Source organism: Vibrio sp. 10N.239.311.G01 (genome assembly GCF_041465805.1).
GTDB classification, from domain to species: domain Bacteria; phylum Pseudomonadota; class Gammaproteobacteria; order Enterobacterales; family Vibrionaceae; genus Vibrio; species Vibrio crassostreae_C.
This window is the reverse complement of record NZ_JBFSRM010000004.1, coordinates 186,146-210,378: the sequence shown is the minus strand read 5'-3', so window position 1 is coordinate 210,378 and position 24,233 is coordinate 186,146. Positions and strand designations below refer to the sequence as shown.

Annotated in this window: 16 protein-coding genes and 1 pseudogene; 4 read left to right on the top strand and 13 right to left on the bottom strand. The window is 44.6% G+C overall.

The genetic code is table 11. The features are described 5' to 3' along the window. Positions 1-10 precede the first annotated feature (10 nt). The gene (locus AB6D06_RS05060) at positions 11-739 is read right to left on the bottom strand and encodes a glycosyltransferase (protein ID WP_017070601.1); all 729 of its coding nucleotides are present in this window, start codon (positions 737-739) and stop codon (positions 11-13) included. A gap of 367 nt (positions 740-1,106) precedes the next feature. Between AB6D06_RS05060 and rplY the strand changes: the two genes are divergently transcribed. Further along, entirely contained in the window at positions 1,107-1,385 is a 279-nt protein-coding gene (gene rplY, locus AB6D06_RS05055) for a 50S ribosomal protein L25 (protein ID WP_017060373.1), read from the top strand. A 168-nt stretch (positions 1,386-1,553) separates the two neighbouring features. Here rplY and AB6D06_RS05050 read toward each other — a convergent pair whose 3' ends face one another. From AB6D06_RS05050 to AB6D06_RS05040, 3 genes and pseudogenes are all read right to left on the bottom strand, one after another. Further along, positions 1,554-1,946 carry an NUDIX hydrolase gene (locus tag AB6D06_RS05050; protein WP_372109986.1) on the bottom strand — a complete coding sequence of 131 codons (393 nt, stop codon included), beginning with the start codon at positions 1,944-1,946 and terminating at the stop codon, positions 1,554-1,556. Between the two features lie 61 nt (positions 1,947-2,007). Continuing rightward, a pseudogene (locus AB6D06_RS05045) lies at positions 2,008-2,770 on the bottom strand (nucleotidyltransferase domain-containing protein). A 71-nt stretch (positions 2,771-2,841) separates the two neighbouring features. Further along, a complete protein-coding gene (locus AB6D06_RS05040) occupies positions 2,842-3,504 on the bottom strand; it encodes a DNA alkylation repair protein (protein ID WP_108194416.1) in 663 nt (220 codons plus the stop codon). A 204-nt stretch (positions 3,505-3,708) separates the two neighbouring features. Here AB6D06_RS05040 and AB6D06_RS05035 point away from each other — a divergent pair, with 204 nt between their 5' ends. Further along, entirely contained in the window at positions 3,709-4,230 is a 522-nt protein-coding gene (locus AB6D06_RS05035) for a type II secretion system protein (RefSeq protein WP_372099721.1), read from the top strand. An 87-nt stretch (positions 4,231-4,317) separates the two neighbouring features. On the opposite strand, the gene AB6D06_RS05030 is transcribed toward AB6D06_RS05035, so the two are convergent. From AB6D06_RS05030 to AB6D06_RS05005, 6 genes are all read right to left on the bottom strand, one after another. Then, positions 4,318-4,851: a GNAT family N-acetyltransferase gene (locus AB6D06_RS05030; RefSeq protein ID WP_372109985.1), complete on the bottom strand. Its 534-nt coding sequence runs from the start codon at positions 4,849-4,851 to the stop codon at positions 4,318-4,320. 2 nt (positions 4,852-4,853) lie between these two features. Beyond that, positions 4,854-5,390 carry a GNAT family N-acetyltransferase gene (locus AB6D06_RS05025; protein ID WP_372099719.1) on the bottom strand — a complete coding sequence of 179 codons (537 nt, stop codon included), beginning with the start codon at positions 5,388-5,390 and terminating at the stop codon, positions 4,854-4,856. Between the two features lie 50 nt (positions 5,391-5,440). Next, the gene (locus tag AB6D06_RS05020; RefSeq protein WP_017067223.1) at positions 5,441-5,836 is read right to left on the bottom strand and encodes a DUF3465 domain-containing protein; all 396 of its coding nucleotides are present in this window, start codon (positions 5,834-5,836) and stop codon (positions 5,441-5,443) included. Positions 5,837-5,894: 58 nt separating this feature from the next. Beyond that, entirely contained in the window at positions 5,895-6,146 is a 252-nt protein-coding gene (locus tag AB6D06_RS05015; protein WP_065583896.1) for a TIGR03643 family protein, read from the bottom strand. Positions 6,147-6,269: 123 nt separating this feature from the next. Then, positions 6,270-7,082, bottom strand: coding sequence for a zinc-dependent metalloprotease (locus AB6D06_RS05010; RefSeq protein ID WP_229647203.1), 813 nt, complete (start codon positions 7,080-7,082; stop codon positions 6,270-6,272). Positions 7,083-7,300: 218 nt separating this feature from the next. Next, complete coding sequence (locus tag AB6D06_RS05005; protein ID WP_017065381.1) at positions 7,301-7,726, bottom strand: hypothetical protein; 426 nt, start codon at positions 7,724-7,726, stop codon at positions 7,301-7,303. A gap of 528 nt (positions 7,727-8,254) precedes the next feature. On the opposite strand from AB6D06_RS05005, the gene AB6D06_RS05000 reads away from it, so the two are divergent. Further along, positions 8,255-8,446 carry a hypothetical protein gene (locus AB6D06_RS05000; RefSeq protein WP_017065380.1) on the top strand — a complete coding sequence of 64 codons (192 nt, stop codon included), beginning with the start codon at positions 8,255-8,257 and terminating at the stop codon, positions 8,444-8,446. A 205-nt stretch (positions 8,447-8,651) separates the two neighbouring features. Next, positions 8,652-9,071, top strand: a complete 420-nt coding sequence (locus AB6D06_RS04995) for a BLUF domain-containing protein (protein ID WP_017067227.1) — start codon at positions 8,652-8,654, stop codon at positions 9,069-9,071. A 106-nt stretch (positions 9,072-9,177) separates the two neighbouring features. On the opposite strand, the gene AB6D06_RS04990 is transcribed toward AB6D06_RS04995, so the two are convergent. The 3 genes from AB6D06_RS04990 to AB6D06_RS04980 form a co-directional block, all read right to left on the bottom strand. Then, positions 9,178-10,128: an OmpA family protein gene (locus tag AB6D06_RS04990; RefSeq protein ID WP_371722140.1), complete on the bottom strand. Its 951-nt coding sequence runs from the start codon at positions 10,126-10,128 to the stop codon at positions 9,178-9,180. Between the two features lie 62 nt (positions 10,129-10,190). Beyond that, the gene (locus tag AB6D06_RS04985; RefSeq protein WP_372109984.1) at positions 10,191-13,706 is read right to left on the bottom strand and encodes a hypothetical protein; all 3,516 of its coding nucleotides are present in this window, start codon (positions 13,704-13,706) and stop codon (positions 10,191-10,193) included. A 27-nt stretch (positions 13,707-13,733) separates the two neighbouring features. After that, the gene (locus AB6D06_RS04980) at positions 13,734-24,128 is read right to left on the bottom strand and encodes a hypothetical protein (RefSeq protein WP_372109995.1); all 10,395 of its coding nucleotides are present in this window, start codon (positions 24,126-24,128) and stop codon (positions 13,734-13,736) included. Positions 24,129-24,233 lie beyond the last annotated feature (105 nt).

Genomic DNA, 24,233 nt, shown 5'->3' with positions numbered 1-24,233 from the left:
ACCTCAACGCTTACTGTTCTTTGTAGTGACCAAACTTGTAGTTCATCTCGTTATTACGCATTTCTCCTTTAAAGAAGCGTCTTACATTGGCTTTAAGATAAGTAGAGCCTGTCTTCACAACGCCATCTTGGTCTAAGCGACGTGGGTCAAAACCAAAAGTCATATTTAGGAATCTAAATCGCCATGTTTTGCTCGCACGTTTTACGTAGTCACAATCTTCACACAGGACGATCTCTTCATCAAAACCGCCGATCTCATCATGCGCCCGTTTAGTCGAGAAAATACATGCGCCAATCGCCGTCGGGAAAAAGAACTGAGTAGTAAACAAGCCTGCGTTAAATAGCCCGTAACCAAACTTGTGTACAAGCGGCAAACCTTTCGAGCTCATGTACACACCCGCCACTTCAAGCTTCTTCTCTTCTAGTTCATAAAGCGCTTTCGCAAGGAAGTTTCGAGGCAAGCTCACGTCAGCATCTAAGAAAAGGATTCGGTTGTATTGCGCCAATGAAGCACCCGTGTTTCGGCCAAGGCTCACACCACGGTTTTCCATGTGATGCACCGTTAATTTTGGCAACGCGTTTTCATAAGCTTGCGCCACTTCTCTGGTGTTATCTTCACTGTTCGAGTCGACAACAATCACTTCAAACTCTTGGTGGGTTTGCACGCTCAACTCTTCCATTAAGCGGCTAATGCGTTTCTCTTCGTTTAGCGTAATTACGACAATGCTTACCGGTTTCATATTTTCACCTATTCATTCTGCTGTTTAATTAACACTAAGATTAACGAACTAAGACTTAACCAAGTCTTAGGCAAACATTCATTTTCCGTTCATTAACTTGATGATTTAGCAGTGATATAAATAGATAAGGATTGCGATGTAAAAGGGAGTAAAATGCGCTAAACAAGCGTTAGCGAACGTTTTATCTCCAAACGAACCCATTATCGAAGGAAATTCACTTTGAGATGGGCTTCTGACTTGCTCATATTGGAATGTGATGTTAGTATCCGCGCTCGCTTAAGCATGAACTTTTATGTTTAAGCATTACCACACACTCAAGGTCGCATTGAGGTGTGAAGTTAATTTTTACTAATTTGAGAGTAAAACTATGAAATTTGAAGCAGTAGTACGTACTGAACTAGGTAAAGGTGCGAGCCGCCGCCTACGTCACGCTGGTAAATTCCCAGCTGTAATCTACGGTGGCGAAGCTGAAGCTGTAGCTATCGAACTTGTTCACGCTGACGTGATCAACCAAATGGACAAGCCTGAATTCTACGAAGCAATCACTCTACTGATTGACGGCGCAGAAGTTAAGGTTAAGCCACAAGACGTTCAACGTCACGCGTTCAAGCCAAAAGTTGAGCACATGGACTTCATCCGCATCTAATTCCCTACCAAGGAATAAGATTGGATTAATCCAGCCTTCTGCATAGAAAAGATAATCGATCTTACCAGTCGAGAAATCTAGAAATTCGAAACCCCGATGCTACCAACATCGGGGTTTCACCGTTTTTGAGCCCTCAAAAAACGTCCAAAACATCTTATCGAATCCAAACTAAAGATACCTACCCACGCGCTCTACTTCTTTCAAAGCAATACCATCGGCTGCTATACCAACAGGAGCTGAACCTAGTGAATACCACTTAACATCATCAGTCTCTTGAGCGGTGATATCTCCTTTCCAGTCACTCACGATAAAATAATGAATCAACTGAAGTTCCTTCGTAGGATGGTAAAGCGAACACAAGTATTGGTAATCAATCGGAACAACATTAATCTCTTCATCAAGTTCACGAAACAGCGCCTGAACCTGGTTTTCACCGTGTTCAATATGGCCGCCAGGTATAGTGATTAAACCGGGATCGGTCTCCCTAGACTCACTACGCTTTTCTAGTAATACCTGCGATTCCTTCAGTATGATAAAAGAAACACACTCGTGGACATCCATCTAATTTTCCTAAAGCCGTTACAAAGGTAGTTAAGTTTGTTGCTCTAGCTTGTGTTAATGCTTAATTTACAACAAGCTTTTTACTCAGCCTTTCATACAATTCAAAAGCTTCTGTTTTAGATATCAAATTTCCGAGAGCGTATTGATGAGCTAGCTCAATATCGTCGCTTTGATTAGAGTAATAGCGCTTGGCTACTGCAGCGCACTGGCTCAGATTGGTGTACCAACTGCCGTCTTGCTCGGCCACAAAGTAATACGCCGCTCGCACTAACTTTTTGCCAATTACCTTAACGACATCCGCATCAGTCATTGTTTTGAAACTCGAGGGCATTTGCTTAAGATAAGTCGATAAATCGCCATTAAGAGCTTGGGCTATTTCATTACTGGGCTTATATTGTGGAAACTTTATAGATAAATCATTCCCCCAAATACAACAGCAACAATGCTTGAGCCAAAACTGCCAATGGAATTCTTCGTTGGGCTGCAGAACCTCTGAGAGAGACCCTGGATCAATATCAAGCTTAGTCACTTGAGGATAGGCTTGGGGTATGGTGTCGGAAAGTAGGTTAAATACTTCCTTTTCTCTCTGATCAATAGGCGTAGCGAGTACGATCGAAACATCCAAATCAGAGCGACCAACAATGGCTGTTCCTCTAGGCACGCTTCCAGGTCAAGTAGATACCATCAACTTGACCTGGAAGTCCTCTTAGCAGCGAATCAACGACTGCTGACACCACTTCTTGAAATTCAGTCGCAATGTTCTTTGGCGAATAAAGATTTTGAATGAACCCTTCTCGATCGAGTCCTCTAGTTTGTTCTTGCACCTTGGGTTCCTATTTTAATCGTTATAATTAATCACACCGGATTCTGATGATGATTTGAGGAGTGCCAGTGGTTAAAGTAACATTAACTCTCGCTTAGTTTTATCGTCCAACTTTTCAATCGCGTAGCGAAAAGCAACTCTCGGTATTGCGGTATGCTTAGCGTTTAAATAACCAGTAACCTGTTGAGGTTCCTTTTTACTGAGGACTTTAAGCATCCAACCATATCCTTTCTGCACGAGGTCATGTCCATCTTCTAGCAATAGGTCTGCTACACAAAGCGGAGCCAACGCTGAGTATCGATTCTGATTGATCGGATAAATTAAGATGACAGCAGCAGCTCTACGTACAGCAAAATTCGAATGCTCAACCCATTTGGTTATGAGTTCGAACAACTCATTGTATTGAGACAGTAACTCACCAAACGCATGAGTGCAGAAGTCATCACAATCATTCCAGTCAATGACATACTCCATTAACCAATGCTCAAAGATTGGAAACGTTTCTTTCGAATATTGTTTTCTTACTCTAAAAGCCCAGTCGTAAGCAATAACACCTAACGCCCAATCCCTTTCTTCAAGCAATTGAGTACACAGGGACAAAACATTAGAGATATCTTTGTTTTTGATGGTTTTAAAAACGAGCGCCGATATAGATCGAACCTGCCCTGTTTTAACACTAGCCTCTGGATAACCAACGCCTGAGAGATGAAGCTTTACCGTTTCAACGATATTCATTAATTGCCAAACCTTCATAGAACTAAAATTAATATCAAAGTGAGATACACAGCACTTAAACCATACGCATTGGATTTATAAAATATAAGTTACCTTAATCACAACATTCATTATTGAGCATTTAAATTACCACTAAAATAAGGATATTCCCTTTGGTAAGAGTAACTTATAATGCATACTAACGGCCTTTAAAAGAGGTGCTAAATGAAAAAGAACGGTTTTACACTTATTGAGCTTGTTGTCGTTATTGTGATCCTTGGAATACTCGCCGTAACTGCTGCTCCAAGGTTCCTCAACGTAAGTACCGATTCTCATATTGCAGTTGTTAAAGGTACTGGTGCTTCTTTTAAAACAGGGGTCGATCTTGCCTATTCAAAAAATTTAACCTCAAACGGTGGTGGTGCTTCCACGAATGTCCCTATCTATGATGACTCCGCGACCGGCCAGCTTGACTTCAATGAATGGGGATATCCAGCCCAGCAATGGCACTTACCTGAAGAATCTCCAAGATTAGATAACGCTGAAGATTGCATTTCGGTATGGGGCGCACTGCTCCTCGATCCACCTAGTATTTCAAGTTTCAATTCACCAGAAGATACAGACTACATCGCTGAATATATACAGACGGATCAGTGTATCTATCATTATCGAGTCGTACCGGGAATTTCCATTGACTACAACTCAATGAATGGTGACGTCACTGTAGACGATGAGCCAGATAACTAAGCGCTAAATGTTGGTCTTTCAGAGTACTTGGGAATTTACGGTTTCTCTCAATAAAAGTGCCACACATTAAGAATCAACAGCACACATTTAAGACTGGCTTATTTTGGTGTAAACGAGCGTGCTGTCCATATCTCCTGATGGCAAACGTCGATCATTGGCTAAGCGATCTTCAAGTTGATAGCCACATCGTTTGGCCACGGCCTGACTTTTAAGATTCGAGCCTGCCATCCTAATTTCGACTCTTTTCGCACCTTTTTGAGTGAATGCATATTCTTCGATAATTCGGACAGCTTCATTCACGTAACCCAAGCCCGTTTTTGATGTTTGCAACCAGTAGCCGATTTCAAAGTAAGGGACAGTATCGTCTCTGATCATAAAGCCAATAGCCCCGATAAATACCCCTGTTTGCTTGTCAATAATATTGAACCAGAACTCGCCAGTAAAGTTGGCGAAATTATTGGTAGCATCTTGAATGTTAAGTTCTAGCTGCTCTTTAGTTAGAGAATCAGAAACCCAAGGTAAGAATGGGGAAAATTCGGCCTTGCACTCATTTATCACCTCAAACATCTCTTCGCAGTATTTTAATGATGGAGGGGTTAATTTGAGCCTTTCACTTTCCATCACTAAGCCTTTTTCCAATCAGAACGTAGAACCGCCAACACAACTGTATCCCACCATTGACCTTTGAAGAATCGATGATCTTTAAAACACGCTTCTTGTTTCATTCCCAGTGACTTACATAATTTAATCGCAGCCAAGTTCTTGCTGATGGTTTCGGCGTAGATACGGTGTATGCCTAACTCTGAGAAACCAAAATCAGCGAGGGCTTCAGATGCTTCTATAGAAAGTCCTTTTCCCTGAGTTTCCCTCGAGAAAGCACAGCCCATCGAAGCTTGTCGATCGCCCTCAAGGCGCAAACAAACGGTTCCAATAAACTTCCCCGAGCCTTTGCTTTCAACCGCTAATTGAAAAGACTGGCGCGGAACTTCCAAAGCCTGCGCAACAAACAACTGAGTTAGCTCTCGATATTTGTTAGGTTCGCAATCACTTTCATCATAGAAACGCTGATACTTAGCGTCTTGAGACATCGCAACAAAGGCACACTCGTCTTCAAGACTCATATCTCGAAGAATCAACCTGTCAGTTTCCAGCTTAAACATCAAAATTCCTTTTTATTTCATAGCCATGAAGGGAAAAGCCTCGGAGGTGTTTACTCGTATACTTTCCCGTTATGCTTCAACCAACCATGAGTGTGATGATTACGAGGGTCTTTGTGCGTCCAGTGCATTACGCCACCTTTCTTGTTCCATTCATATTCACCATAAAATTCAACTCGATCGCCCTTTGCCAGTCCCTGAACACGAGGCGCTAAGTCAATATTATGTGCGACTAACAAGGTTTGTCCGCTATCGAGTCGCAAAATGAATTTCTGATGTCGAGAGCCTTTATTATCATCAGGAAGTACTCGATACACCGTACCCGATCCGCGCACCTGAACGTCGCTTTGGTGATTTTCGTAAGCTTGCTTAAGTCGCGTATCATTCGCTTGAACATGACTGATGCCGAAGCTAAGCAGCACCAAAAGTAGAGCGCAAAATTGTTTCATTCCTTTCATTTCCCATATCTGTGTGTTGATTTGGGATACTGGCTGGGCATCCCCTAATTTAGCGGTGCTTGTACTGAGTCGGACAATAACCTCTCGAAACGTCCGAACTGCGTAGTTTTACATGCTTGGTCGAGCGCCCAGAAACACGTGAGCGCCACAGCTTAAAACTGCCAAGCTTGAGATGGCTACGCATAAAACGAATCACTTGCGATTCATTCAAACCAAATTGCTGTTCTATTGCTTCAAACGGCGTTCTGTCTTCCCACGCCATTTCAATAATTCTTGATTCATTCTCTTTGGATAACATCATACATACTCTTCCTTAATAAACTGGGAGAAATACGCTCGTTCCAAATTTAAAGATCACAGGACAAACACTTTGAATTGAACGCGTTATAACGTTCGATAAAACAACAGGCTACCAACTAGGCAATCATGGGATTAAATAAGCTTGTGCGAACTCTCTAAGCACTCTCGCATTATTGTGGTATTTGCTATCCCCGCACTTTGTGCCATCTACTCTGATGTCCGGGCTGGAATATGCAGGTATAACATCTCGCTCATAAGACATCACTGTGCCTCTGTCAGCACAAATTGTACCGAAGGAATATTGAGGAGCTCTTGGATACGTTCCAGAAATGTAACTTTCTATACTATCAAAATCTTTCAATAACGTTTTATAGTCATGATTAGCACCACTTAAATGGCCAATTTCATGCTCCATTAAGTAATCAGGGCAGTTTATCGCTAAAGAAAAAAAGTAGGATACCGAAGAAGACATACCACAATAATCAGACTCAAAGCTAAAATTATAATTAGAAAATACTATCCCAGTAAAAATGGGGACGCCGTCTTCTGTTGTTTCTGGAATCGGTTCTTCCATCGAGAGTTTTAATAACCTCTCTGCTGCGCCCAAATCTTGAAACCAAAGGCTGTCGATTTCAGACGTATAAGTCACCTTAGTGACTTTTCTCGTCATAGGGACGCAGGAGTTTTTTAACACCAGATTCGAATAGCTTTCCCATGTCGCTATTTTAGAGGCTATAAATGCTTTGGAATATTCATCTAACACCGATTCATCAACATAAAGGTGGATTTCTGTATTCAAAACCTCGCTCTGTACACAAGTAGGAAACTCGATGCTTTGAGCATTGGAGAGTCGACTATTGCTCAACACTATAATCAAAACACAACCAACTAACTGGATGAGCCTTTTAAAAGAACTCTCACTGACTCGTGTATTCATTTCCACCCTCTCCCTATATTCAAAACCACAAAGAGCATCAAAAACGCCGTGACTTAAGATTCATATCAACCCCCATTACACATATAAGCATTGGCCTCTCAAAGTAACCTGCACTACCTGTGTTTTTCAGAAAATAAAAAGCTCGCCATACAATGACGAGCCTTGTTGATTATGGGAGCTTAACGCTTATAAGACCTTAACCTTAACAGATCTAGCCACTAAGACAGCTGATCGCGTAAAGCCAATTCAACGTTTTTCAATACTTTGAACTCTTCTCGAGTACAACCGCGCGCCACGGAAACCCAATGGTCGCCAGTTTCATCGGCCCCTTTAAACTCTGCACGCAACTCATATCGTCGCCATGTAACAAACGCCAAAATAAAGGTCAGTGCAAGCATTGGTAAACCGAACTGAGGAACAAATGCCCAAGTCGCCGCCGAGAGGACTAAAGCCAACGAAACGATATTGATTGCGTTTTCTTTAAGACCCAATTGACGAATTTCTAACTGTTTGATTTTACGTAAGCTATACACATCTTTTTTAACTCGGAGTTCATCAGAACCCACCAGAAAGTCTGATGCTTTGTATGACCTACGAAGTCGCACTAAATTCGCTAACCTGTTGCGTGTTTGGTTCTTATTCATCGCCTTTCTCCATGTTATTTAAAGGTTAGTAAAAACTAATATAATCATGAAGTTAATGAACGAATGCTTGTTTTATAAATCAAACCAATATTAAAATCAAGCCTATGCAATTAATAACAATTATAACAACACCACTTAGCATATAAAATTCAAATAAAAAGAAGGCTTATTGAGGAGTCTACTCATCGTAAATCGATGTACTTTAGTTAAGTGAGATATAGGCCGATAATATTTCCAATAACCGACCAAACATACCAAACGGCGGGCATAATTCCTCCTGCTTTGTAACCACTTATTTCAACGCGATTTTTGCGACAAACTTCGTGTTCAAGGAATGCTGAACAGTGGTCACATAACGCTCCACTTGTCATAGGTCGCATAACTCCCTTGCCCACCATCCATCCGGCTTTTAAATACCTGAATCACTCAATTGAACATATCAATATAGCTTATCGATTAAGCAATTGATCTCATAATGTAGAGTCTGTACGCTTACACTATGCACACGGTTACCTAATGAAGATCACGATGAACGAACTACTGACATGCGGTATGGAACAGAAACAACGAACAACGGTGACGAGTTTATTCGCAAGAAATGGATTTAAGATCGCAACGACTGACTTTGATGATGTGACTTTCGAACGTGAAAATGTGTTGGTCAACGTTCGATTTGATTCCTCTTCTAACGTTGAATCGATTTCAACTCTAAACAACTAACGAGCTCACAAGCAGGTCGCTAAAATAATTGAATGGCCAACATTCGAGTCATTTTAGCGTATCTTGCAACCTGCCCTTTTCTACTTCATACCCACCCTCTTCTCTTCCAAAAGCACCGAGTGACAATTAAATCAATAACTCGCAATTCCATGATCTTGGCTTATATTTATTAATACCCTTTGAAAAAAAATTCGAAATGATGCCTATGTTCCTAACTCGGTTAATTTATGTCAGTACGCTCTGTGAAAGTTGCGATTCTCAGGCTTTGAACGACATTCTTCAGATTTCACACGACCGCAATAAGCAAAGCCATTTAACAGGCCTTCTAAGCCACAATGATAAGTATTTCCTGCAATGTATTGAAGGTTCGAGAACCGCAGTGAACCATACTTACAATCATATCTTGAATGACACGCGACACAAAAACGTCATGATTTTATATTTCAAAGAGATCGATTGTAGGCAGTTTGGTGATTGGTCTATGGGTGATATTCCACAATCTAGCCTAACTGAACTGGTTAATTTACAGTTTTCAACATCAGACCAGTTCAACCCGTATGAGATGTCAGGAGAAAGTGCCTACCGAATGCTTCTGGAATTGAAACAGAATTTGCCATCAGAATAGCTCTTCGACCCAACTTAATCCGTAGAGCAAGCAACAAAAAGCCCCAACGTATGGGGCTTTTTGCGTTTTATTGTAAAGGCAACTATTCGTTATTCTTCGGTGAACTCTAATCGCTCTCGCTGCTCACCGCTTCTTGTTCACTGCCAGCAAGAGCTTGCTGTTCGGCGGTAATATCAGATTCTTTGAACACAATGAACGCGCGGCGGTTTAATGCATCGGCTTTTTCAGAGCGTTCATTAATCGCAGGCTGCAACTTACCAAATGACTTCACTTCCCAGATGAACTGCTTAGGGTCGAGTTTGGTTTTGAGGTATTCAACCACCGTTTCTGCGCGGCGCTCTGCCAGCTTTTCATTGTAAGAAAGTGAACCCGCTTGGTCGGTGTGCCCTGCCACCATTATGCTACCTTGCAGGCCGCTCAACTTAGTTGTGAAGTCATCTAACTGAGTTAGGTCTTCTTGCTTGAGTACTGACTTATCGAAATCGAAGTGCGGCGTCATTGCCATATAAACTTTACGTTCTGGTTTTGGCGGCTCACAGAAAGGCATCTCTTCGTACTTCTGAGCTTCTTCAAACACGATAAATGCACGGCGGTTCTCCGCTCGGTCTTTATCTGTCTTACCAAACAGAAGAGGTTGAGTCTCACCAAGATGTTTCACTTCCCAGTCATATTGCGTTGGGTCTAGTTGCCCTTTCAAATAATCTGCGACCGATTTAGCACGGCGCTGTGAAAGGCGCTCATTATATTCGAGAGAACCCTTGAAATCAGTATGGCCGACAATCGTGATGCGCCCTTTTAAGCCTCTGATCTCTTTAACAAAGGTATCTAAGTTGATCTTGTCGAGGTCGCGTAATTGGTATTTATCAAACGCAAAATGCTCTGCGATGGCGATGTGCACCTCACGCTCTGGCGCCAAACACTCGCTGATTAAAAACTTAGACACATCGATGCCTGCGAACTTGTCTCGGTTCTCCTGGCTCACATAGGTGTCGGTTGCACAGCCGGACAGCAGCAAAGTACTCATCACTGCGCTTATTAGGAAAATAATTGTTTTCATCTTACTCTTTACTGTCACTTTGAATTCTCAACTCTTAACTTTCAACCCACTTTGGGGCATGCTTAGATCTTACCGACTAAGTTAATAAACACGCCGGATGCGTCGTAGTCGTCATCATTGGTTAAGTCACTATCAAACGCAGAGAAGTTATAACCAATCCCCATTTTGAAGTTCTCGCCGATGTGCTTGTTCACCGAAACTAACGCACCGTGTTCTAGCTCATCGTTGAGTGTGTCTGTTTTCCAGTGGTATTCACCCGTCACATCCCACTCTTTCATCACACGGTAAGAAGCGCTTAATCCGTATAGGTCGATATCGCTTTTAACCAGCTCATTCGAACCAGATGCTCGTTCAAAAGCTTGCTGTTTGTCTTTATGGGCGTACTTAGTACCGATATCCCAGTGTTGGTCAATCGAATAGATCGCCTCAACTTCAATGATCTGACTGGTTTCGTCTTGATAATCCACATCGCGATCCAGTTGGTCGAAATCTGCAATATAGGTGTAGCGGCTCAGTAAATTGAGTCGATCGTTGTAGATCGGACGATACGCGAGGCCGCCAGTGGCTTCGGTAAATTGCGCCATGGTTTCGCCCGTAGTCTCGCTTTCGGTAATGGAGTAGTTGTACTTGCCGAACAATGTGTACTCTTCCGTTAAGTGATGCGTGTAACGGTTGGTCGTCACGATTTGTTGCAGCTCTCGCTGAGCGATGTCAGGGTCGTCTTCACTCTTATCCACTCGATATTCAAATTTGTGGCTTAGGGTGATGTCATCTAGGTCAATTGAAGCATTGAAGCTGATGGACTCACGCTCTGTGGTGATGCTCTGGTCATCTTCAATTTCCCCAAGCTGATAACCGATCCCCATCTCGACATCTTCCGTCACATCGTAGCCAAAGCCGTACGAGTCGATACGGCCATGACCATCATTTTCATCAACAAACTGGTTCTCTTGGTAAAAATCGACACTGCTGGTGAGGTCTGCACGCTGACCAACAATCACGTTGTTTTGGCCTTCGTAGTTATCATCTACATAAGTTACGTAGGTTGAGTGGTCATCGGATACATCGTAAGTCACAGTCGCTTCTGCTATTTGGCCTCGGTCGCCATCGGTGTATTCGCCACCAAGAGACAAGTCTTCCAACACTTGGAATTCAGCACCAATCGACGCGCTGTCGTTTTCATCATAGTCATCCGACTGGTCGACGGTCTTTTGCCCTTTGACGTAAACGCTGTTCTCACTGTCCCACATGTATTCCAAACGCACACCCGCTAAGGTGGCATCACTGTGCTCGTCGTTTTGGTTAAGCTCTTCAGTTTGTTGCCCTGCCGCCGAAACCTTAATGTGCTCGGTGATTTTAACTTGAGTCTCAATCTCAATCGTTTCAGTATCTGTTTCTAGATTACCATCGACATCGCGCTCTTCATTGGTCGAGAAACGAGATAGCACCGCCAAGCGATCAGTTGCTTGTAAACGAAGTTCAGCACCGTATGCCTCTTGCTCTAAATCATCGCTGCTGCTCGCGTAGCTGTATCCCGCGTCTTTGTCTCGATACCAAAGTTTCAGGTCATTACCAACGGCACCAAAGATGTTTGGAGCAAGATCATAAAGGCTGGTGACAGCTGTGATTTGGACACTATCACCCTCGCGGTCTTCCAACGTGTCGCCAATGGGCGTAAAGGTTAAGCCGCCATCAACAGAGACAAAATTCGACTCAGTTTGAGTACCTTCACTGTGTGCAAACTCAGCCTTAATGTAGGTACCCTCAGTAGCTCGTAGCGTTAAGTCCGTGCCATAAGACTCGTAGTCTTGGTTGTCTTTCTCTTGGGTCGCGTACGTCACGCCAACGCCAATGTAATCGTTGATCCAGACTTTGGCACGACCACCATAAGACATTGCGTCTAACGAGTCAGAACCTTGTGGGACGTACTCATAGTCGACAACCAGAAAGTTTTCGTAGTCGTCTCCGTTTTCAATCACGCTGCCAAAGCTGTCGGATAGGATGTTGTCGAGTGGCTTGGTCAAAATAATTCGACCTTGGTACGGGTCAAAGTCATAGTCGACGCCCGGCTCAAGTGGGATTTCATTCTGCACTAGGCCAGATTCATCTTTTACTTTGACGTAAACTTTGTCACTTCCCGGTACCGCTTCACCATGACGAAGGAAGTACAGAGAGCCGCCTGTACCCAAGAACTCATCGTGTGCATACAACGAATCTGCTTCTGCGGTAAAACCGACCATGTTCAGACGATCTTCACCGTATTGTGTAGTATCGCGAGTGCGATAATCAGCTTTGAAACCATAGAGGCTACGGTTGTAATCGTTGTTCTCAGTGCCTGTTAAACCCGTGTTGTAGTTACCCCACAAGTATTGAGACTTATCGTATTCCACATTGAGGTAAACCTTGCCCTTGGTGTTGACCACTTTTTCGATGTTTGAGCTGTCACCATAGTTACCGTAATAAAGCTCATCGTCGTCTTCGAGGATATCGAACACATCCGAATCGCCTGAGGCGAACGGATGTTTGAACATGTCTTTGATTTCACTTTCTCGCGTATCAAAGTGAGTTGTTACACGAAGTTTGTCGCCAAATTTACCCTGACCAAAGTACGCTAAACGACCTTGGTTATAGATGTCATTTTGATACTGGTCATCGACACTTAATGCATCGCTATTACCAGACACATTATTCTTACCAACATAAAGATCAGCCAAACCGGTTTGTGCGTAGTACGTATCTGGAATACGAACGTACAACTTGTAACGACGTTCATCACCGTTATCAAACACAACCTTGGTAGGGAAAATGTAGGAGTCTGTTGGTAAGTACTGCTCTGCATATAAGTTACCATCTTCGACATCAAATTCATCTTCACCGATGATGACTTTATCTACGCCTTTCAAGCCAGTGCCGATGAACTTCGCTAAACCCGCATTGGTCGGGATGTTGTGACGCATCAGCTTTGCCTGTCCGTAACTTTTACCTTTGCTCTCTTCATCGTCGTTATCGTTTCGGTCGATATCGACTTCAGAGTCCGGCTTAACTAAGTCAGTCACACCAACGGTGGTCACATCCATGTTGCCATCTTTGTCCCACGCTTTTAGGCGGAACATCAGCTGCTCACCGACCTCAAACTGATAATCAACATCAGTTTGACCATCCCAATTGATGTCAGAGTCGTTCGCCAGTTTATCGCCTTCAAGCACAGCGATTGGCTCAGACAGACCAAAGTCACCCACTCGGTACACTTCCAACTGGTACTTTTTGATGTAGTAACCGTAGTTGGTGGTAATGGTGAAACCGACGCTGTCACGCAGTGTGCCTTGTTCGACTTCTAATTCATCGCTGACACTGACATCTAATACTGGGTCAAAGCGAGTGATGTCACGGCTTGCCCAAATAGCGCCTTGCTCTAAGTAAATACGCGAGCTGTCTTGGTCTTGGTTCGGCTTAGTGATTTCAATGCCAGTCGTCTCAGAACCGAGTTTTTCAAGCTTACCTGTGTCTTTCGCTACCGCCATCACAGGAATGGCCGTTAACACACACGTCGCTAAACGAGACTTACTAAATACTTTCATACAATTTCCAGATACGGTTCCAATGGCTTACTTCTGTTCACTTTGTTGGTCTTTACGATGAACGCTAAAGTTGAACTTGGTGAGCTTGTTCGGGGTAATTCGCAACACTTTCGGGTTTTCGCTTACTACTTCCATGGAGGTGGAGAGCGAATCAGTGTCCAACTTCACTAGGAAGTTCTTACCTTTCTTATTGAGTACCCATTGGTCGGGCACGTGGTAACGACCGTACTGGTCTGTGTAAATAACGATTCCCTCAACCGTCATCAACTTAACGCCCGGAATACCATCTTCGTAGATACCTTTGTTCTCGATAACGATTTCCCACAGGTAATGCTCGCCATCGCGATATAGGTTTCTGGTTACATTGAGGTTTTCCGCACTCAGTCCCTTTTTCTTGTCCGATTCATGCTTAAACTGAATCTGACCTTGTGCGTCGAACTCGATGCGAGAGCCCGCATCGGTCGTGACGTAGAAATCAAAGCTCTGCTGTGTGCGAGTTTTAAATTGAATAACCACTTTGCTGGTTTCTGGCAGCGTTCGGTTCACTGAATGTCCCCAAAGATCACCAAGATCCAAGCCTTGCTCAAGTGCAGTGGTTATCGCACCATCTTGAATAGCAACGTCTTGACCATCACGAATGATGTGCGTCGAATCAGCGATGTAGCCTTGCGTTGCTAAGTTCGCAGTTAGCTCAACATCAAACGCGGTTGCATCGGCTTGGAATCCATCTTTGTTGTGATCTTCAAAAACTTTACCGATGATCGATGAGGTATCGAACACCTTGTCCGGCTCTACGGTTACTTTGGCGGTGTCTTCATTAGAAACAGCCGTGCCATCAACCTTTGCTACTGCGGTGTTGATGTAATCACCAAACGTTGCTCCTACCGAGACACGCAATAAGTAACGAATACGCAGCTTCTCGCCCGGATCAAAGTTCAACGATGTGAACATTAACTTGCCCGTGTCTGATGGCTCTTGAGAGATAACCTGATCGTCTTCTGTACCAAACTCACCATCAATGCCGCTTAGCACAACTTCTGATGTATCCACGATGTATTTCAGACCACCTGGGTAACGGTCTTCCACAGTCACGTTCTTAAAGTAAGATTCATTGTTGTTCTCAACGATGATCTCATACTCAACCGCATCACCCACTTGCGCGGTATCTTGCAGCGCAGACTTGGTTAGCTCCAACTCCCCAGAGTTATCTGGAATCTTCTTGATGTGAGTAGTTACGCTGTCGCTGGTTTCAGTACCGTCAGATTCAGTCGCCGTAAAGGTATTGGTAATGTCGTCATCCAAGCCCTTACCTAGCGTACCCACGACCTCAAACGCGTAAGCATTTCGTTTGTTGGATTTCAGGTTAACGGTAGTGTCTAAGTCTTTATTCGACGGGAAAGAATGACGCTGAATAACCGCGCCCGAGTCGTCGACTTCCACACCTTCAATTGTCCAATCGATAAAGACTTTATTACCTGTGCTGTTTTGTAGTCCACTGATCTCATCGGTTAGACGAACATTAGCCGCGTTACCTTGACCGTTGTTGGTCACGGCTAAGTAATAAGTGACACTGTCGTCATCTTCGGTGTATTCAGGCTTATCAGAACGTTTTTCAACAACCAAATCAGCACCCACTGGCGGCAAATCCAAAGCAGATACTTGATCTGCCAATGCCTGCATCGAGGTTTCAGAGGCCAACATGCCTTTAGAACGAGCGCGCATCGCCGGGCTACCAGTTAAGTCGAGGTAGTATCCAAGCACATCGATATTAGTCAGCATGTCTTCGTTGACCGTCAATGTGAACGTGTAATCAATCTTGCCGCCCGGCGATATGTCGACCAAGGTGAACAGGTCTTTGTCGTCATCAAAGGTGCCAGGTTGAGTTTCAGCCCCTTCTGATGTTGCCGTTAGTGTCCATTCATCAAACGCATTACTAAAATTACCATCAATATGATCACCCATGGATTCAGAGAACTGGGTGTAAAGCGCGACATCTTTGGCTATACCTCGGCCTATGTTTTGCACCACTAAGTGATACTCAACCTGCTCTCCCGGCACGTAATACGGGGCATCGGTAAACAGCTCAGCTTGAACCACAGCCGCAACTGTTTGAACTGGAGGACTGATAACATCGCCGCCATCTACTTGCGCAGTATTAATGATGTGTCCGGTCGCGGTATCGACTACGGTGCCTTTTGAGCGGAACACAACTGTGCCGTGCGGTGCAATATCCACACTGTACTCAATCGGGCTAATTTGCTCCGTCGTCGTTCCTACCGTGGTTGACTCAACAACCAAAGAAGTGGTTCCAGCAACAAAAGCAGGCCCAGTGGTACCATCGTAATAGCCCACCTCTATTGTGCTCATGTCATCGACAACACTTAAATCGCTGATGTAGTTGTTAGAGGTGTTTTCAATGGTAATCAAGAATTCCAGCTCACCACCCGGCTCATACTCGGTTTGTACGTTAGTTTTCGTCGCAACAAACTCAGAGTCTTTCGGTGTCATGACTACCGTTGAGTCTTGTGGTGTTCCGTTATAAGTGATGGTTGCCGTGTTACTGATATCGCCAATCGCCGTCGTACGAATCAACGCCTTAACATGGAATGTCACGGTACTTTGTGGCGCCACATCCATACTCACATCGATATCTTCACTCAAGTCGAACGTCTTGGGAGTGACAACAGAGCGATCATCCGAGGCGTCAAAGCTCACTTCCCATAGTAGGAATGCCGACTCTTGTTTATCCGCGGTCGTGTCGACTTGAATGTCACTGATGATGTCTTGAAGTTGAACACCAGATGCAAACGCATCAGAGCTGTTGGTTACGGTGATGTCGTAGTTAATCAGCTTGGTTACTTCATACGATGGCGTATCAACTGTCTTCTTTACCGAAACCGTCGCCAACACTGGTGTACTGGTAGCACTGTCATCAAATGTTGTGCCGTTAAAGGTCGCTGATGCGATGTTAGTAATATCGCCTGTCGCCAACGGATTAGTCGTCACTTGAATCGTGAAAACAATGCTGTCTTGAGGCGCAATATCGAGAGTCTCATTAAGGTCTTCACCACGGGTTGCATCCGGTACTGGGGTTTCACCGGTTGTCGATACCGCCGATATTTGGATTGAAGCAGGGTCAAAAGCTTGTTCAGTCGTACCACCTGCAATCGTGGTTTCAACCGACTTCAGCGCATCTTCAATAGCAACATCTTCAGCCCAACCTAAGCCATTATTCTTAACGGTCACGGTGTACTGAAGTGTTTCTCCCGGAAGGTACTCTGCTTTATCGACATCTTTAGTGATCTCAACTTGCGCATCTTCTGGAATGTAGGTCGCGTCTGCAGAGTGCTCACCGTCGTCGCTATCAACTTTAACGACGTTAGTGATCTCGCCTTTGGCCTTATCATTAACAGTGTTGGTCACGACAAATGAATAACTGTCACCCGGGTGAATGCTGTAAGTCGCACTATAACCCTGTGCGTTATTAACCACATCTTTGCGAGCGTTCAGGGCTGGATCGCCACTGCCATCAAGCTGTTCGTCGCTAATGATCCAATTACCTGTCAACGCTTGCTCTTGATCTGGGCTGTTAGCCACCTCTGTCATGATGGTGTCGATACGATCGGTTAGAACTTGATCGACAAGGTAACCTTCACCTGTGTTAGCCACGGTGATCTTGTATGAGATAGGTTGACCCGGTTGATACTTAGCATCAGGTTCTGCAATTGGCGTCGTTTCTTTGGTTAGAACCAATTGACCCGACTTCGGAGTGATAAAGCCTTCTCGTAAGCGAGCGATCTTCGAATCGTCCAAACCATGTCGCAGATAAGCCGTATTGGTGAAGCGCCCAATCGCGTCATCTCGTACCTTGCCTTGGACGTGAATACGGACAACTGTGTACTTATCGCCGCCACCCGTACCGGCATCGTCACGCCCTGCCATCTTGATCGATTCGACAGGTAAATCGATGTCTGGACTGTTTTGAGCAACTAGCTTATCTAGCTCTGAAAAATCATTAGCGTCAGGGTCTGACGGCGCCGAGTTATAAAGCACATCGTAATCGACGCTCCACTCCGTGAGTGCGGTTTGCATCGAACCATCGACAGTTTCGACTTCGAAGCCACTGATGATGTCGCGGATTGAAAACAGGCCAGAATCCACATCATCGTTGGTAATATCGATGTAGTAATTCACCGTTCCACCAGGTACGTACGTAGGTGTATCTGTCCACTTATCAACTAGAATGTTCGAGCGGCCAGGGTTGAGGACAATATCGTTGGTGTTATCGCCATTCACTTGTGCTGTATTGGTGATGGTACCTGTCGCTGACGTAGAAACTCTGCCTTTCACGTCAAATACAATGTGCTCACCTGGGCGAAGGTCGACAGTTGCATTCAATGGTACACTGCCGTTGTAGTTACCTCGTACGTCATAAGAACCAACAGGTTCCACAGCAATCGCGGTGGTCCATTCAGAGAACGCATCATCACCATCTTCGGTTTTGATGGTATGAATAGCATCGATAACACTCACGTCATTCGCGATGCTATCACCCGTATTCTCTAGCGTAACTTGATACTCAACATCCCCGCGAGGTGCGTAGGTACAGCTACTGCCATCGTTTGAAGGAACTGAACAACCAGCCGATTCACCATCGGTGTAAACCAAGGTTTTGAAATAGTCGAGCTCAGCTTCTTGAGGTGGGATAGTTTCTGACGTCGCAGACTCATTTTCTGCCGTCACTCGGTTGGCTTCGATAGTTCCCAAAGCGTCATCACGGATAACACCCGTTAAGTTAAACGTCAGTATTTCACCTGCGGCAATATCGGTTTCAATATTCAGGTTATTGTTTGGGTTATAGCTAGGAACATAGGTATCGACGTTGGCATCAATACCATTACTGATTTCGTGAATGATATCGCCCGAAACAAAGGCAGACTCCATTGTTCCGCCAATAACCTCAACTTGGATATCCTTTACCGTGTCTTTGATTTGAATATCATTCGCCCAACCGTTTTCAGTGTTAGTGACCACAAATTCATACTCAACTTCGTCACCCGGCAGATAGGTATCCCCATCATTGAACGGGTTGCCGTTAATCGACACCACGCGTTTTTCAACACTGATATTATTTCCTAGTGGCATTAGAGTCGCAGTACGAACCTTACCGTCATAATTCGCTTTGTTTTGAATATCGCCCAACGCATCCTCACGAATCTCAGCATGGATGGTGAACGTTAGGCTTTCTTGAGGCGCGATAACAATGTCGTTATCAATATTGACGTTATTACCAGAAACGAAGTCAACCGCGTCTGTAATCGAACCTACCGCTGCCGTTTTTTCTAGCTGCACTTCCCAACCAGATAAAAATGGCTGGCCGACAGGGTCAGTGCCAGACGTCGAGGCATCTTCTGCAATGCGAGTCTGAATTGCAGAAATAGTATCTTCAAGGCGAGAACCATACTCAATACCATTACCCGTGTTCTTAATTTGAACTCGGTAGTAAACCTCACTTTCACCAGCGACTTGAGAATACTCAGTCTTTGCCGAGGAGAGGCCTGCGTCATAAAATGCTTTCTTAGAGAACGAAATTTCAGGCTCAGCCATCTTTGCAGGTGGAGATACGGCAATTAGTTCATTTCCGTCATCTTCATCGATGTACGCTCGGTTAGTGAAAGAACCTACTGCTTTCGGACTGATTTTGGCCTTGATGACGTAACGCACAAACGATGACAATACTACACCGCCAAAGTTGTCTGCCGATATATCAAAGTGCGTATCAATCGGTTGATTGTCTTTAATCGAGTTATCTACATCAGGATCTGAAATCCCCGATCCATCAGCGAAAGTTTCAATCGTCCAACTATCAAACGCCGAACCGCGAGTTCCATCGTAGTATTGAGTCGTTATTTGGTCGATGTCATCACGTAAACTGATGTCATCAACGTGCGCCGATGCGATGTTCTCGATTAGGATTTCATACTCGATGTAGCCGCCAGGCATGTAATTGGTAGCACCAACCAACTCATTACCATCCGTGTCGTAGTAAGCCAGAATGTTTTTTTCGTAATCAATTTGGCGACCAGTTTGCGAAATATTATGAGATATCGTGTCGCCATCGACGGTTAGAACGTTAACAACATCGCCATTGGCTTTGTCATTTATGGTCGCGACAACTTGGTACTCAAGCTTAGCGCCCATCGGAATATCGGCTTCAACATTTAGGTTACTGTTGGTTGATGTGTAAACATTGCCAGCACCTGCGCCCGCATCCACATACTCAGAATCAGTTCCAGTTGCGATCGATGTGATGGTCCAATCTGAATACGCTGGTCCTGTATTACCATCCACTAAGCTGACCGTAATATCTTCGAGGTTATCGACGATTGGAATATCGTGAGCGTTACCTTTGCCGTCATTCTCAATCACTAAGTGATAGGTCACGGTTTGAGCGGGCTCGTACACCGCTTCATCAGTCGTTTTATCAAAATCTAAATGGTAGCCATCGGGAATCACGACGGTATCTCGATAATGAATATCACCGACCGCATCCGGTCTTACGGTACCTGTTACTGTGTAAGTCACGTCTTCGCCAGCATCGATATCAATCGAGGTTACGATGTCAGTGTCGTTCGCAACATCACCGTCTTTGGTACCATCTGTTGTACCCGCGTTCGCAGGATCGCTCTTAGCAACCGCCACCGTAAACTTGTTTGAACCTACCGAATCATCGAAAAATGGATTACCTGAATTGCCATCTTGTAGCTCCACTGATATGTCATTAATCAGTTCGTTAACGTCTACGTTGTTTCGATAACCATGTACATCTTGAGAGTTGTACCTAATGGTATAAGTCAACTCATCTCCCGGAGAGTAGCGGTTAATGTTAGTAGTGCGAACAACGCCGCCGTTATTATGTACCTGATGGTTTTCAGCCACGGCACGTTTGGCATACTCACAATCGTCAGTACAACCGGCATTATCATCATGAATCAGCACGGCTTCGTTGCGGATTATGCCGCCGTCTCTGTCCGCTACACCGTTAGATACCGCATTGTCTTTGACATGCGCCTTAATACGCACCGTGACAAAGTCTTTGGCCGGAATTGAAACTGGGAACTCCACATCTTCAGTCGTTTGAGGGCCGAAACCAGAGCCAGTATCAACAGACCAATAGTCAAACGGGTTTTGATTAAGAACATCTTCTACTTCACCATCTTTATCATTCGCTAGCGTAGTAGTGATCTCACTCAGGCGATCCATGAAGATAAGATCGGTCTCATCAGTGTCGCTGTTATTGCCAATAACGATGGTGTAGGTGAGATCTTCACCCGGCGTGTAGCGGACAACATCGGTCGTTTTGGCTAATGAAACATTGATGTCATAGGTACTGTGTGAGTTATCTATTTGAGCGGAAGAGCTGTGGTCACGGTCTGTAATAGGATCGTAAACATCAACACGGTTCGATACTTGTTCTTCTTCATAGTCAGACTTAACAATGCCGCTCACCTCATAGTGAACCCACCCTCCGGGAGTGATATCAACGTCGGTATCGATGTCAGTGTCGTTAGCAATGTCACCGTAACGAGAACCCGGTTTATCTGTGTTGGTCGAACCTACAATTGTCCAACTATTAAAGAAGTTAAGCGCTGAAATACTATCTTGTACCGTTGCGTCATTTGCATAGCCAACACCGCGGTTATAGATATAAATATCGAACGTAGCGCGCTCACCTACAACAAAGTCGGTATTTTGAGCGGTCTTAGCGACTACAAGATTCGGCTCGCTAGGATAGGTACGTACCGTATCCGATAGATTAGTATCTGGTCCCGTCACTGTTGCGGTATTGGTGAATGCTCCCCAAAGAATCTCACTGTCGACACTGCGATCGAGTGTCCCAACAATGGTATAAGTAATCGTCGCACCTGGCGGGAGCTGAGCGGTGGCATCCAGATCATTGTTATCCGAGAACGATCCAGGGTCAGTCACGGCTTTCACCCACGGGGAGTCTGCCTCTCTTTCTGCACTGATCGTCCACGAAGAGAACACGGGCTTGGTTTCACCCGGCTCGTGAAGTAACTCTGCTTCTATGGTACTAATTTCATCTTTAACATTGATGTTAGAGGCGAAACCGTTCCCTGCTGGGTTGGTAATGCTGATCGTATAAGTGACAGTATTGGTGGTGTCGGTATACGCGTTTTGTTCGTCATGACCATCAACACGCTTATCCAATACTAAGTAGTAATCTCGTGGGTATGAGCCTCTATCGGAATAAAGTACGCTGTCAACCGTCACTTCATTACGGATTTCATCATCGGCAATGGGGTTTACGATCGCGGCAATGCTATAAACGATCTTATCGTGTGGAGCTAGCTTTGCCTTCACATCTAAGATCTTTTGATTCTTCTGATTACCTTCTATGTCATCAGTAAAGCCGGGATCACTGTTTGTCGAAATTGAGCCGTCAGAGGCATAAGATTTCGCAGTAATAATCCAGCTCAAATACGCTTTAGTCGGTGTATCATTAATAGACTGAGTCATGACAGAGACTAAATCATCATAAACCGGTATATCAATCGCATAGCCGTCACCGTTATTCTCTACCGTGATGTCGTAGTTCAGGGTACCGCCAGCTGAGTAGTAACGAGAATCCACTTCCTTTTGGACCTTTAATTTCGAGTTTGGCATTTGGACGCCAGAACCCGACTCGCCTAAGTTATCCCCTAAGCACAAGCCGGCATCGGTACCATCATCAACAATCTGCCCCACACTGGTGTCTGCCACTTTTGCGGTCAGCTTATAATGAACGAAGCCCTCAGGTGCGAGGTCGACTTTCAAATTGATGTCGTTTGTTGTCCAAGTATTGTAATTAAATGAACCATAATTCGATCCTTCACCACTTCTATCAGCGACTTCAAGCTTCCACTCGGAAAATGCTGAAGCATTAGAGCCATCCGCTTGCTCTGTCACGATACAAGCAAATTTATCGACAACTTCGATATCGTTGGCGAAGAACTCTGTGTCCTTGTTAGAAATAACAATGTCATAGACCACTTCGTTATCACCGACTATCCCCGGAACATAAGTCGTATCTGTGGTGTTCTTATTACGTGTAATTTGACTTGATGACGTCGTCAGAACGTCTTTCGAATCGAGAATATTGGCCAAAGCATCGCCAGAATCTGCGTGGCCATCAGCATCAACCACTCGGGCTGCAACTTGGGGAATTTGACCAATAGACACAGGGCTAACGTCCACCACAACGGAATAAACAATCTGCTCACCGGGATAGATAGACACTTTGTCTTCTAGTGACTTGTTGGACTCCTTTCCAGATGCATTGAGTTCAGAAAGGCTATTAGAACCGATCGAGGTCACTTCATTGGTCCAAAAATCGTAAGGGTTACCAACCGTGTCAGTTGCGTTCTTTTCGTTGCTGACATCGTTGCCTAGATCGGTTTCAAGATCCTCAAGAAACTGCTGAACCGAATAATGGTACGCGATACCAGTGTTTGCTTGGTTAGCAACCGTGACCGTATAGGAAAACTCATCGTCGACTAGGTAGTTATCCGATTGGTTCAAGGTATGTGTCAGGGTGATACTAGGCTCAGTGGGTGGAGTGATAACCTCATCAACTGTGACCAAGTCATCGCGTGTTTCAGCGGTTATACCGTCATTAACAATGTCGCCGACTAAATTGTCGGCAACGGTCGCTTGAATTTCGTAAGTCACTGACCCACCTATATCAATCGACGCAGCACTTACTGATAAGTCCCCTGATTCGGCGAAGGTGCCTGGATCGCTTTTGCTGCCTTCAACCTTGCTTACTGAGTTAACGTTGTCAGTAAAGGCTTGTTGCAAAGCCCCTTCAATATTGAGTGCCTTTATGTCTGAAATGACATCTTGAACGTCGATCGTCTGAATAAACGTATCGCCAGTGTTCGAAACCTTAATCTTGTAGGTGAGTTTGTTATTGAGTTGATAGTTCGTCTTATCGACTGAAACAACAACATCATGTTGGTACACACCACGCTGAATGGATTCTGTATTTGATTCAACAGCATCCAATAGTCCAGTGCTCGCACTTGCGAAGTTATCAATCGTACCGGCTGCGTCAGCAGAAACGGTGGCGACCATGGTGTAGGTCACTGACCCACCAGCCGCAATACGCACACCTGATGCATCTAAGTTTCCGAAGCGACTGTAATCACCTGGAGATGACAGGAAGGAGGATTGCGCTTGAGTCGAGACTTGCGAGAACGCGCTGACATTATTCCCTTGGTCATCTGTCGTTAAGATATTTAACAGCTCATCCTTAACGTCCAACTCAGCAATAGCTTTATCCGACTCATTCGTTAAAACAAGCGTATAAGCCACCTCTTGGTCGTTGTCGTAAGACGCGCTGTCAACAGACAGATCCATAACAAGACCCGTTGTGTCCGCATAGGAGGCAAATGGAATCAATAAAATAGATAAGAAAAAGGCAAGGTTGTATCTGAACATTAACGCGCACTTCACAGTAGATTG